This window comes from Kitasatospora aureofaciens, from assembly GCF_019192735.1.
Lineage (GTDB): Bacteria > Actinomycetota > Actinomycetes > Streptomycetales > Streptomycetaceae > Kitasatospora > Kitasatospora aureofaciens_A.
In genome coordinates this window covers 1-12,424 of the sequence record NZ_JAHTKP010000041.1, presented here as the reverse complement: position 1 = coordinate 12,424, position 12,424 = coordinate 1, and the positions used below count along the sequence as shown (strand labels likewise).

The window sequence follows — 12,424 nt, the reverse complement described above, 5'->3', positions numbered from 1 at the left end:
CCGCGCCCGGCACCCTACGTCGGGAGACCGCCATGAACGACCACAGTTCCGTCGTGCCCCTCGCCGCCAGACAGCAGCTGATGACCGAACCCGCCCTCGGCGCGGGCAACTTCCTGGACCACGCCATCGCGGCCAACCCGAACCGCGCGGCGCCGTTCGTCTTCACCCACCGCACCGACCACCGCGGCGAGGTCGTGCTGCGCGGCCACAGCCTGCTCGACCTCGCCGCCGTGCGCGACCGCTACGCCACCTGGTACCACGCGAACGGCGTGCGCCCCGGCGAGCCGGTCGGTGTCGTCCTCGGCGAGGGCCTGGAGCCGCTGCTGCACTTCCTCGCGCTCACCGCGCTCGGCGCCGTACCCGCCCTCGTCAACGACGCGATGCGGCACGACGTCATGGTCAACTACCTCGACCACGTCGGCGTGGTCGGCGTCGTCGCGGACGACCCGACCCGGCTCGCCGCCGCCTACCGCCAGGACCCCCAGCGCCGCCCGCGCTTTCTCGCCCCGGCCGCCGAGGTCCGGGCCTTCGACGCCGACCGGGCCGGGCTCCCTGCGGACCACCCGTACCGGCACGCCCCGGACGACGTGGTCGCACTGATCCACTCCTCGGGCACCACCGGCACCCCGAAGTCCACGATGCTCGCCCACCGCCAGTTCTGGGACGGCAAGCAGCCGCGCATGGTGCGCTTCCCCGCCGAGCCGTACGACCGGTTGATGTCGCTCATGCCGCACACCCACGCGGGCGGCCTCAGCTACTTCCTCACCGCCGTCCTGCTCGGCCTGCCCACCGTCGTGATGTCCGACTGGCGGCGCGCAGCCGTCGAGCCGGTGATGGAGGCCTTCCAGCCGACCATGGTCGCCTCCTTCCCGCGCACCTTCGTCGAGTTGGCCACCGGCGAGTTGCCGGTCCGCGGCGCCGCGAAGGTGCACTCCTGGTTCAACACCGGCGACAGCGCGCACCACGGACACATCCGCCGCCTGGTGACGCTCGGCGAGCGGCCGGCCGGGCTGATCCGGCCCTGGCTGCTCCCCCGGCAGAAGGCCGAGCAACCCACCCTGCCCGGTTCGCAGTTCATCGACGGCCTGGGCTCCTCCGAGATGGGCATGGCGCTGTTCGGCCAGGTGACCACCCCGGAGAGCGCCCGGGACGACCGCTGCGTCGGCAGGCCGCTGGAGGTCGTGCTCAAGGCCGCCGTGCTGGACCAGGACGGCACCGAACTCCCGTACGGCCAGGCCGGGTTGCTCGGCATCGTGTCCCCGTCCCGGACCCCCGGGTACTGGAACGACCCGAAGCTGACCGCCGGCTTCGAGCTGGCCGGCTACTGGCTCACCGGCGACGTCGCCCGCCGCACCGCCGACGGCCGCTTCTACCACCTCGACCGCACGGCGGACGTGATCGACACCCTCGACGGACCGGTCTACAGCCTCCCCATCGAGGAGGTGCTGCTCGCCGACTGCACCGACCTCGTGCAGGACTGCTCGGTGGTCGGTGTGCCGAGCCCGAACGGACAACGCCCCATCGCTGTGGTGAAGTTGCAGGCCGAGGCCGCCGCGGCGAACGCCGAGGAGGTCCGGCGGGCCGCCAACAAGGCGCTCGCCGAGGCCGGGCTGGCCGCGCTCGCCGCCGTCCGGATCGCCCGGACGCCCGAGGACTTCCCGCTCGGGCCCACCGGCAAGGTGCTCAAGCGCGAGCTGCGCACCCGCTTCGCCACCCTCCTCGCCGGCCAGTAGCCCGGCGATGGACCACCCCGTGATCCGGCAGCCGTACCCGTACGTGCGGACCGCCCTCACCGAGCCGGACTGGCGCCGGCTGCCGGGCTGGCGCGATGTGACCGCGGCGCAGTGGCGCGACGCCCAGTGGCAGCGGACCCACTCGGTCAAGAACGCCCGGCAGCTGAGGGCCGTCGCGGGCAGCCTGCTCAGCGACCGGTTCTACGCCGAACTCCACGCCGACCAGGCCGAGTTCGCCACGATGGCGATGCTGCTGCCGCCGCAGATGCTCAACACCATGGCCCCGCACGCCCCGGCCGAGCCGGCCGCGTTCACCGAGGCCTTCCTGGCCGACCCGATCCGGCGGTACATGCTGCCGGTGCGCAGCGACCGGCACCCGCACTGGCCCAGCCACCCGAAGGCCGAACGGGACTCGCTGCACGAGGCGAACATGTGGGCCGTCGAGGGTCTGACGCACCGTTACCCCACCAAGGTGCTGGCCGAGTTGACCGCCACCTGCCCGCAGTACTGCGGCCAGTGCACCCGGATGGACCTGGTCGGCACCTCGACCCCGCAGGTCACCAAGGCCCGGCTGGTGCTGCGGCCGGCGGACCGGCAGGAGCAGATGCTCGACTATCTCAAACGCACCCCGGCGGTGCGCGACGTCGTGGTCTCCGGCGGCGACCTCGCCAACGTGCCCTGGCCGCGCCTGGAGACCTTCCTGCTCCGGCTGCTGGACCTCGGCTCGGTGCGGGACATCCGGCTCGCCAGCAAGGCCGTGGTCGGCCTGCCGCAGCACTGGCTCCGGCCGCGGGTCCTCGACGGGGTGGCCCGGGTCGCCGGGGTGGCGGCCCGCCGCGCGGTGAACCTGGCCGTGCACACCCATGCCAACCACGTGCAGTCGGTGACCCCGCTGGTCGCCGAGGCGGCCCGGGCCCTGCTGGACGCGGGCGTGCGGGACGTCCGCAACCAGGGCGTGCTGATGCGCGGCGTCAACGCCACCCCCGAGGCCCTGCTGGACCTCTGCTTCGCCCTCCAGGGCGAGGCGAACATCCTGCCGTACTACTTCTACCTCTGCGACATGATCCCGAACGCCGAGCACTGGCGGACCCCTCTGCACGAGGCCCAGCGCATCCAGGAGGCGATCATGGGCTACCTGCCCGGCTACGCCACCCCGCGCATCGTCTGCGACGTCCCGGACGTCGGCAAGCGCTGGGTGCACCAGGCGGTGGCCTACGACCGCGAGCGCGGCATCTCGTACTGGACGAAGAACTACCGCACCCGCCTGGAGACCGGCGACGGCGGCACGGACGCCCCGCTGGATCGGCGCCACCCCTACTACGACCCGGTGGACACCCTCCCCGAGGCCGGCCGCCGCTGGTGGTCCGGGCAGGCCGCCAACGCATCGCGAGGAGCGCAATGACCGTACAAAGAGGCGCGGTTGACCCGAACGGCCCGCTGCGCCGGCTGTGCTGGATCTTCCCCGACCGGGAGTCCTCCCGGATGGCCGCGATGTGGCACGGCTTCTTCTGGGACCTCTACGCCGAGTGCGCCGCCGACCTCGGACTGCGCTGGACCAGGAACGCCCCGGAATCCGTCAGCGTGGACGCCACCGTCCGCGGCCGGCCCCGGGTCTACGTGGACGACGAGCCCGTCACCCCCGAGGACACGGTGTTCATCACCGCGCTCTACTCGCTGCCGTACCAGTCGATGGACGTCTTCAACCAGTACGCCCTCTACGCGGTCCTCGAACAGGCCGGGTTCTACCTGCCGTTCCCGCCGCAGGTGTCGCTGATCGGCAACGACAAGCTCGCCACCCTGCTGTTCCTCGACGGCTCCCCGGTGCCGACGGTCCCGACCGTCCGGATCGGCACCGGGCGGGACATCAGCAAGCACGGCTACGAGGTGGCGCTCGGCGGCATGACGTACCCGGCGATCGTCAAACCGTCCGGCTGGTGCGGCGGCGGCGGGATCAACCTGGCCCGCAGCCCGGAGGACGTCCGGGGCCTGGCCAGCCTCGCGCAGGGCGGCGACACCACGCTCGTCGTCCAGCCCTACCTCGGGGACGGCACGATCGACTACCGGGTCTACGTCGTCGACGGCGAACCGTACGCCGTGATGAAACGCACCCCCGAACCCGGTTCCCCGGTGGCCAACGCAAGCCGCGGCGGCAGCATGGAGTTCCCGCCCGTGCCGACCGCACTCGCCGCCGCCACACGCTACTTCGCCGAGCGTCTGCCGATCCCGTTCTTCTGCATCGACTTCCTCCACGACGGCGAGACGTACTGGTTCTCCGAGCTCGAACCGGACGGCGTGATCGCCCCCGACCTCACCGACCCGCACCGCACCCTCCAGCGCGACATCACCCGCGCCCGGTTCGCCGCCTACCGGGACGGCCACGCCAAGTGGCTGGCCGACGGCGCGCGCCCGGTCACCCTCGACTCCCGGACGGACGCCCGATGACGCCCTCGTTCTCCCTCCCGCCCGAGGCCGCCACGCCGCGCCTGCACGTCGCCCGGCGGACGCTCGACCGCCTGCGGACCGTGCCCGCGCTCGCCGCGCGCTACGCCGACCACGCGGACGTCCGCACGCTCGGCCAACTCGCCGCGCTCCCAACGCTGGTGAAGGACGACCTCAACACCGCCCTGGCCCACCTGGAACCCGCCGCCGAGCACAGCGCCACCTGGCTGTTCCAGAGCGGCGGCAGCACCGGCGCGCCCAAGGTCGGCTACGCGCCCACCGGCTTCTACATGGCCGGCGTGCACGCCCACTGGCAGCCGCTCGACCGCGCCGACGTCTTCGTCAACGCCTGGGGCGCCGGCCGGATGTGGGGCGCGCACTTCCTCGCCGCCGCGCTCGCCGACCTCTCCGGCTGCCGGATCATCGCCCTCGGCTCGGTCGCCAAGGCGGAGTACGGCGACTGGCTGGCCTTCCTGGCCGCCCGCAGGGTGACCGCCATCGGCGGCACACCCAGCGTGCTGCGGCTCTGGTTCGCGCACGCCCGCGCCACCGGGATCCAACTCCCCACCCTGCGCAAGGTGTTGTGGCTCGGCGAGGCCTGGCAGGCCCAACTCGCCGACGACCTGGCCGCGGTGGCCCCGCAGGCCCGCCGCTGGGGCATGTTCGGCAGCACCGAGACCTGGGTGGTCGGCACCAACACCCCGGACTGCCCGGCCGACACCTTCCACCCGCTGCCCGACCAGCTGGTACACGTCGGCCCCGACGGCCTGCTCGACTTCACCACTCTCAACCCCGAGATGCTGAACCCCGTCCTGCGCTACCGCACCGGCGACGCGGGTGAGTTGACCACCTGCCCGTGCGGCCGCCCGGACCCGGCGATGCGGGTGCACGGCCGACGCGACAGCGTCGTCCAGGTCCGCGGCCTCGGACTGGACGTGGACGAGCTGATCGCGCGGGTGGAACGCGAACCGGGGGTCGCCCGCGCCCAGCTGGTGATCACCCAACAGGGCGGCCGTGCCGGCGGGTTGGACATCCTGCTGCTCACCGTCCCGGGCGCCGCCCCGGACACCGAGCGGCTGCGCAAGGAGCTGCTGGCCGCCACCTTCACGCTCAGCACTGCCTTCCAGCACGACCCCGGGTCCTTCCGGGTCCGCCCGGTCGACGAGCTGATCAGCAACGGCCGCACCGGCAAGACCGCCGCCCTCGTCGTCCGGGAGGAGTCGTGAGGCTGCGGAAAGCCGTGAAGCTGCGCCGCCCTGCCTCGCTGGGCCGCGGGTTCACCCTGTTCTGGGGCGGGCAGACCGTCAGCCTGGTCGGCGACAAGGTCACCGTGTTCGTCGTGCCGACCCTGATGATCTTCGTGCTGTACGCCTCCGCCCTCCAGGTGGGCGTGGTCGCGATGGCCCAGTACCTGGGCATCCCGCTGCTCGGGCCGGTCGCCGGGGTGCTGGTCGACCGCTGGGACAAGCGGTGGACGATGCTCGGGTGCGACCTCGTCCGGCTGGTCGCGGTGGCGGCGATCCCCCTCGCGTACTGGCTCGACGTGCTGTCCACCCCGCTGCTGTTCGCGTGCGTGGCGGTGATCAGCGGCGCCACGATCCTCTTCAACGTCGGCTACCTCGTCGCCGTCCCGGCGGTCGTGCCCGAGGACGGTATGGTCCGCGCCTACTCCCGGCTGGAGGGCAGCGGCTCCGTCGCCGAGGTCGCCGGCCCGTCGATCGCCGCCGCCCTCTACAGCGCGTTCGGCGTCGCCGCCCTGCTCGTCGACGCGGCCAGCTACCTCGTCTCGGCCGTCTGTTTCCGTTACATGCGCCCGTGGGGCGAGCGGACGGTCGAGGAGGGCTCGATCCGGGAGCGGCTGACCCGCGGCTTCCGGCTCAACTGGGCCGATCCGGTGCTGCGCCGGGTCGTCCTGGCCGCCGTGACGCTCAACTCCGGCGGGCCGATCTTCGTCACCGTCCTGCCGGTGCTCGCCTACCGCGGCCTCGGCGTCCCGGTCGGCGTCTTCGGCGCGGCCATGTCGGTCGCCGCCGTCGGCGCGCTGGCCGGCGCCCTGGTCGCCCCGCGGATCAGCGCCCGGCTCGGCCTCGGGCGGACGATGGCCTGGTCGCTGCTCCTGCACTGCCTGGTCGGGCTCGGCGTGCTGGCCGCGCCCGCGCTGCCGGCCGGCCCGGTGATCGCCGTGACGATGGGCTGCTACGGCTTCTTCATGTCCTGCATCAACGTGTGCAGCGCGCCCACCCGGCAGTCCCGGATGTCCGCCCGGAACCAGGGCGTCATGCACGCCGCCTTCCGGACCGTCACCTGGGGCGTGATCCCGCTCGCCGCGCTGGTCGGCGGCCTCGCCGTCACGCTGCTGACCGGCCCGCTGGGCATCCTCGACGCGGCCCGGGCGGTGATGGCGGGCGGCACGCTGCTGGCCGCGTGCTCCTTCCTCCCGGCGGTCGGCATCCAGCCGCTGCTCGACGACGCCGCGCGGGAACCCGCGGAGCAGCTCGCGGAGAGCGCGTCGTGAGCGCCCGGGAGCGGGTGGTCCTGATCACCGGAACGTCCTCGGGCATCGGCCTGGCCACCGCCGTCACGGCGGCGCGCGCCGGGTTCACCACGGTGGCCACGATGCGCGAGCCCGCCCGGGCCGGCGCACTGCGTAAGGCGGCCCGGCGTGCTGGGGTCACCCTGGACGTCCGCCGCCTCGACGTCACCGAGCCCGCCTCCGTCGCCGGCTGCCTGGACGACGTCGCGCGGACGTACGGCCGGCTGGACGCCGTCGTCAACAACGCGGGCGTCGCCAACTCCGATCCGACGCTGGAGATGTCCACCGACGCCGCGCTGCGCGCCAACCTGGAGGTCAACTTCTTCGGCGTCGTCGCCGTCAGCCGGGCCGCGATGCCGCTGCTGCGAGCCGCCGGGGGACGCCTGGTCACCGTCGGCAGCGTCCACGGCGTGGTCGGCCAGCCCTTCAACGAGGCCTACTGCGCGGCCAAGTTCGCCGTCGAGGGGTTCATGGAGGCGCTCGCCCCGGTGGCCGCGGCGCACGGCGTGCGGGTCTCCGTCGTCGTCCCCGGCTTCGTGCCGGACACCTCCTTCGGCATCTTCCCGGACGTCAACCGCAGGACGCTGCACACCGCTTCCGGCCCGTACGCGCCCACCTTCGCCGCGTACATGGACCGGATCGCCGGCCAGGGCTGGGAGTCGGCGGGCCGGCCCGCGCAGGAGGTGGCCGAGGTGGTGGTGCGCACCCTGTCCGAGGAGTGCCCGCCGTTCCGCGTCCCGACCAACCGGTGGGCCTCCGAGTACCTCGCCGCCAAACTCGCCGACCGCGACGGCTCGGCCGTCCAGCGCCTCGCCCGGACCTGGCTCGGGCGGCCCGACACCCCCTCCGAGAACGGGAGTTGACGATCATGCCCGCGAAGTCCCTGCCCGAGCTGGTCGCGTTCGCCCGCACGCACTCGCCGTTCTACGCCGAGCTGTACCGCGACGTGCCCGCCGAGGTCTCCCGCCTCGACCAGCTGCCCGTCATCGACCAGGCCGCCTTCTGGGCCGCCAACACCTGGCCGGACAACCGCGTCCTGACCGGACCGCTCACCGACGCCGGCGTCTACAAGACCGGCGGCACCACCGGCGTCCCGAAGTTCTCCCCCTGGACGCGCACCGAACACGCCGACTCGGTGACGGCCTTCGGCGCGGGCCTCGTCCGGGCCGGCCTGAAGCCGGGCCACCGGGTCGCCAACCTGTTCATGGCCGGCGAACTCTACGGCGGCTTCCTCTACATCGAGAACGCCCTGCACCACGCCCCGGTCGAGAACGTCCGCCTGGCCGTCGGCGGCGCCGCCCCGGACGCCGCCGTCGCCGACCTCATCGGCGGCTTCGGCGTGCACGTGCTGGCCGGCGAGCCGATGAAGCTCAGCGCGGTGGCCGAGTGCCTGGTCCGGCGCGGCGAGCCGGCCGAGTCGGTCGAACTCCTGCTGTTCGGCGGCGACCTGCTCTTCGCCGACCTCCGGCCCATCCTCTCCCGGGCCTTCCCCAACGCGGCGGTGGCGTCGGTCGGTTACGCCTCCAACGACGCCGGGCTGGTCGGCGCCCCGGTGCCCGGCGACGACGTCCGGGTGCACGAGGCCTTCCCCGACCGGACGGTCGTCGAGCTGATCGACGACGCCACCGGGAACGCCATCACCGCCCCGGGCCGGCCGGGCCGGGTCGTCGTCACCAACCTCTTCCGCACCCTGATGCCGATCCTGCGCTACCCCACCGGTGACCGCGCCGAATGGACCGACGCCGAGTGCCGCCGCTTCCGCCTGCTCGGCCGCTCCACCGAAGGCGCCCGGGTCGGCCCGGTCGCGATGCCCACCGAGGAGATCCGCGCGGTCCTCCTCGCCGCCGACCCGGACGACCACATCGCGGGCCTGCAACTCGTGCAGCGCCGCTGGGACGGCCGCGACGGGCTCGTCCTGCGCCTCGGCCACACCGAACAGCCCCCGCCCGGACTGAGCGAACGCCTCGTCGAGGCCGTCTACGCCGCCCGCCCGCTCTACCCCGAGGAGGTGGCGCTCGGCACCATCCACCACCTCACGGTGGAGTGGGTCCCGCGGGCCGATCTGGTCACCAACCCGCGCACCGGCAAGCTCCAGCAGGTGCTCGACGAGCGCCCGAAGGCGTGAGCCCCACCGGGCGGCCGCTCAGCCGGTCGGCGGCCGCCCGGCGATCACCACGCTCTGCCCGCGGAACTCGGCGATCACCGCGCCGTCCGCCTGGCGCACCACCCTCACGTCGTAGACCCCGTTCCGCCCGGCCCGCGTACGCTCCACCGCCTCCGCCACCAGTTCGTCCCCCACCGCCGCCGGAGCCAGGAACACCACCTGCGCCGCCTGCGCGACGGTGACCGGCCCGTGGCTGTTGCACGCGTACGAGAAGGCGGCGTCGGCGAGCAGGAACAGATAGCCCCCGTGCGCCGTCCCGTGCCCGTTGACCATCGCCGCGCCCACCGTCATCCGCATCACGGCCCGCCCCGCCGACACCTCGTCCAGCGCGATCCCCAGCGCCCGACAGGTCTCGTCCCGCGCATACAACGCCGCCATCGCGATCTCATCCATGGCCGGCACAACCTCCTGACGAGTCGTCAACTGTCGGATGAACAACACCGCCAGGACTCCCAGCACCACGCCCACCACCTGGTCGTACGGCGTGTAGCCGACGGGCTGATCCTGGAAACGCGCGACGATCGCGGCGCCGAGCGTCTTGGCCAGCCACGCCGCCCACCACGCGTCGCCCTCCCCGGCGAGAGCGCCCAGCCGGCGCTCAGCTGGGTCCACCTGGCGCTGGCGGTGCCCCTGCTGGCCCTGCGGTGGCGCGAACTCCCCTCGACAGCACGGGCGTTGGCGGGACGGATCGAGGGCGATCCACACTAGAGCCCGTCAGCTCCAGGTGCGGTGGTGCGGGGCCGGTGCGGCTGCGGACGCCTGGCGCAGTTCGGTGGCGATCAGCGCCGCCTGCACCCGGCGCTCCACGCCGAGCTTGGCGAGCAGGCGGGAGACGTGGTTCTTGACCGTCTTCTCGGCGAGGAAGAGCCGCTCGCCGATCTGCCGGTTGGTCAGGCCCTCCCCGATCAGCGCCAGCACCTCCTGCTCGCGTGCCGTCAACTCCGGTACCAGGGTGGACGGTTGTGCGGGCTCGGCGTCGCTGCGCAGGCGATTGAGCAGCCGGGTGGCCGCACCCGGGTCGAGCATCGAGCGGCCGGAGGCGACCGTCCGGACCGCCGCCACCAGGTCCGTCCCGCTGATCTGCTTCAGGACGTAGCCGGCGGCGCCCGCCATCACGGCGTCGAGCAGCGCCTCCTCGTCGTCGAACGAGGTGAGCATCAGGCAGGCCAGCCCGGGCATCCGGGAGCGCAGCTCACGGCAGACGGACACCCCGTCGCCGTCGCCGAGCCGGACGTCGAGCACCGCCACGTCGGGTCGCAGCGCGGGCACCCGGACGAGCGCCTGTTCGGCGGTGGCGGCCTCGCCGACCACCTCCAGGTCCGGCTCCCCGTCCAGCAGGTCGTGCACGCCCCGGCGCACCACCTCGTGGTCGTCCAGCAGGAACACCCGGACGGGCGCCGGTGCCCCGGCACCGGCTGTCATGGTCGCCATCGCGCGGCTCCGTCTTCGTCACCCCCGCACACCGACGGCGGGGCCCAGGGCATCATCACCCGCTCACGGAGGAAGGCCCAGGGCCCAACGGCCCCATTCCGGCGCGGCCCTCCTCTCTCCGTGTCACCCTTCCCCTCTCCCGCTGTTCCGGCGCCCCGGAAGGGCGCAGCGCCTCACCGGCCCCGGCTCAGCCGCCCAGGCGGACGAGTTCCCCGCGCTCCAGCGCCGCGTACACCGCGCCGTCCGGCCCGACCGCGATGCCGTGCGGCTCGGCGCCGGGCCCCGGCAGCGGGTGGCCGTCGTACCGGCCGTCCGGGGCGAGGACGCCGATCCGGCCGGCGCCCCACGCGGTGAACCAGAGCCGGCCCGCGGCGTCGGCGGCGATCGCGTGCGGCCGGGCCGCCCGGTCGGGCAGCGGGTGCTCGGCGACCTTGCCGTCCACCGCGATCCGGCCGACCAGCCCGCCGCCGATGCCGACGAACCAGAGCGCGCCGTCCGCCCCCGCGGTGATCCCGACCGGGGCCGTGCCCCCGGTGGGCAGCGGGTGCACGGTGATCTCACCACCGACGGTGATCCGGGCGACGGCGTTCGCCTGGTTGAGCGTGCACCAGAGCGCCCCGTCCGGGCCCGCCGCGACCCCGTACGGCCCGGCCCCGGCCGGGTTGTGCCCCTCCCTAGGGTGTCCCGTCGACCCCGTCCCCCGACCGCCGGACCGCGCGCGGGCCCGGGACGCCGCGCAGGACGGAGATCACGCCCACGCCCGCGGCGCACAACGGGACGGCGAGCAGGGCGCCGAGGATGCCCGCGACGCCGGAGCCGGCCACCACCGCGACCATGATGGTGGCCGGGTGCAGCTCCACCGTGCGGCTCTGGATGAGGGGTTGGAGGATGTTGCCCTCGATCATCTGCACCGCGAGCACCACACCCAGCGCCCACACCGCCGTGCCGAGCCCGCCGTCCGCGAGCGCGACCAGCACCGCCACCGTCCCGGACAGGAACGCCCCGACGAACGGGATGTAGGCGCCGATGAACACCAGCGCGCCCAGCCCCGGCGCCCCCGGCACGCCCAGGGCCACCAGGCCGACGGTGATGAAGGTGGCGTCGATCAGCGCGATCAGCGTGGTCCCGCGCATGAAGCCGGCCATCGCGTCGAAGGCCCGCTCGGCGCACGCGACCACGGTCTCGGCGGTGCGTCCGGGCAGGTAGGAGCGGATCGCGTCGCCGGTGCGGTGCCCGTCGCGCAGGAAGAAGAAGACCAGGGCGAGCGCCAGAACACCGCCGGTGAGCAGCTGGGTGAGCAGGCCGAGCCCGGACAGCACGCCGCTGGTGAGGGCGGAGACGAGGGAGTTGGTCTCGCCCTTGGCGTTCCCGAGGGCGTGCTGGATCTTCGCACCGAACGGCCCGAGCCAGTCGGCGATCCGCTGCCCGGCCTGCTGGAGCGAGGTGGCGATCTGCGGGGCGCTGTGCACCAGTGAGTTGACCAGCAGGGCGATCACCCCGCCGACGGCGGCGACCAGCACCACGCAGGTCAGCCCGGCGGCCAGGCTGCGGCCGACGCCCCGCCGGACCATCCACGGCACCACCGGGTAGAGCAGCGAGGCCCCGAGCAGCGCCAGCACGAACGGCACGGTGGCGGCCCGCAGCTCGACCAGCGCGAAGACCAGCAGCGAGGCAACGGCGAGGAGCAGGATCACCGCCACCGACCACGCCGCCGCCTGCCGGATCGCGGGCGGCAGCATCAGGTACGGCCGACGGTGGTCCGGCGCGCCGCCGGACGGCAGCCGCTCGGACGGCCGCAACTCGGACGGCCGCCGCTCGGACGGCCGCAACTCGGACGGCCGCAACTCGGACGACTCCCGCTCGGACGGGCCCTCCACGGACACGGCCACCTCCGGATCGTCGATGAGTCCGAACTGCCCCATCTCAGCAGACGATCTGATGAAGTGCCCGCTTTGGCCCGATTCCCGGTGCGCCCGACCGGCCTAATCCGCCGCGCCTAGGGCACGTATTCGGTCGTGATCAATCTGCGCGATTCACCCTCGCGGCGGGTCCTGATCCGGTAGACCGTGTTACGTGACGCGAGCGCAATTGACGGATGCGGAGTGGGTGTTGATCGAGCCGTAC

Annotated in this window: 10 protein-coding genes and 1 pseudogene; 7 read left to right on the top strand and 4 right to left on the bottom strand. The window is 73.6% G+C overall.

Annotated features, from left to right (window positions below; translation table 11 throughout):
• Positions 1–32: 32 nt before the first annotated feature.
• Genes KV557_RS29620 through KV557_RS29590 form a run of 7 tightly spaced genes read left to right on the top strand, consistent with a single transcriptional unit; the run spans position 33 to position 8,830 of the window.
• Positions 33–1,733 (top strand): class I adenylate-forming enzyme family protein, encoded by a 1,701-nt coding sequence (locus KV557_RS29620; protein WP_218204609.1) that lies wholly within the window; start codon positions 33–35, stop codon positions 1,731–1,733.
• Positions 1,734–1,752: 19 nt separating this feature from the next.
• The gene (locus KV557_RS29615; RefSeq protein ID WP_308130141.1) at positions 1,753–3,135 is read left to right on the top strand and encodes a lysine 2,3-aminomutase; all 1,383 of its coding nucleotides are present in this window, start codon (positions 1,753–1,755) and stop codon (positions 3,133–3,135) included.
• Positions 3,132–4,175 carry an ATP-grasp domain-containing protein gene (locus KV557_RS29610; protein ID WP_218204607.1) on the top strand — a complete coding sequence of 348 codons (1,044 nt, stop codon included), beginning with the start codon at positions 3,132–3,134 and terminating at the stop codon, positions 4,173–4,175. Before KV557_RS29615 ends, KV557_RS29610 begins: the two co-directional genes overlap by 4 nt.
• On the top strand, positions 4,172–5,398 hold the full coding sequence (locus tag KV557_RS29605) for a phenylacetate--CoA ligase family protein (RefSeq protein ID WP_218204606.1): 1,227 nt from the start codon (positions 4,172–4,174) through the stop codon (positions 5,396–5,398). The genes KV557_RS29610 and KV557_RS29605 overlap by 4 nt, the downstream gene beginning before the upstream one ends.
• A complete protein-coding gene (locus KV557_RS29600; protein ID WP_218204605.1) occupies positions 5,395–6,687 on the top strand; it encodes an MFS transporter in 1,293 nt (430 codons plus the stop codon). The genes KV557_RS29605 and KV557_RS29600 overlap by 4 nt, the downstream gene beginning before the upstream one ends.
• Positions 6,684–7,568, top strand: a complete 885-nt coding sequence (locus KV557_RS29595) for an SDR family NAD(P)-dependent oxidoreductase (RefSeq protein WP_218204604.1) — start codon at positions 6,684–6,686, stop codon at positions 7,566–7,568. Before KV557_RS29600 ends, KV557_RS29595 begins: the two co-directional genes overlap by 4 nt.
• A 5-nt stretch (positions 7,569–7,573) precedes the next feature.
• The gene (locus tag KV557_RS29590; protein WP_218204603.1) at positions 7,574–8,830 is read left to right on the top strand and encodes a phenylacetate--CoA ligase family protein; all 1,257 of its coding nucleotides are present in this window, start codon (positions 7,574–7,576) and stop codon (positions 8,828–8,830) included.
• Positions 8,831–8,848: 18 nt separating this feature from the next.
• On the opposite strand, the gene paaI is transcribed toward KV557_RS29590, so the two are convergent.
• The 4 genes and pseudogenes from paaI to KV557_RS29570 form a co-directional block, all read right to left on the bottom strand.
• Positions 8,849–9,262, bottom strand: a complete 414-nt coding sequence (gene paaI / locus KV557_RS29585; RefSeq protein ID WP_218204665.1) for a hydroxyphenylacetyl-CoA thioesterase PaaI — start codon at positions 9,260–9,262, stop codon at positions 8,849–8,851.
• Positions 9,263–9,583: 321 nt separating this feature from the next.
• Entirely contained in the window at positions 9,584–10,300 is a 717-nt protein-coding gene (locus KV557_RS29580) for a response regulator (protein WP_374106688.1), read from the bottom strand.
• A 187-nt stretch (positions 10,301–10,487) separates the two neighbouring features.
• Positions 10,488–10,955 (bottom strand): annotated as a pseudogene (locus tag KV557_RS29575) (Vgb family protein); the annotation flags it as partial.
• A gap of 19 nt (positions 10,956–10,974) precedes the next feature.
• Entirely contained in the window at positions 10,975–12,222 is a 1,248-nt protein-coding gene (locus KV557_RS29570) for an AI-2E family transporter (protein ID WP_256178135.1), read from the bottom strand.
• Positions 12,223–12,424: the final 202 nt, after the last annotated feature.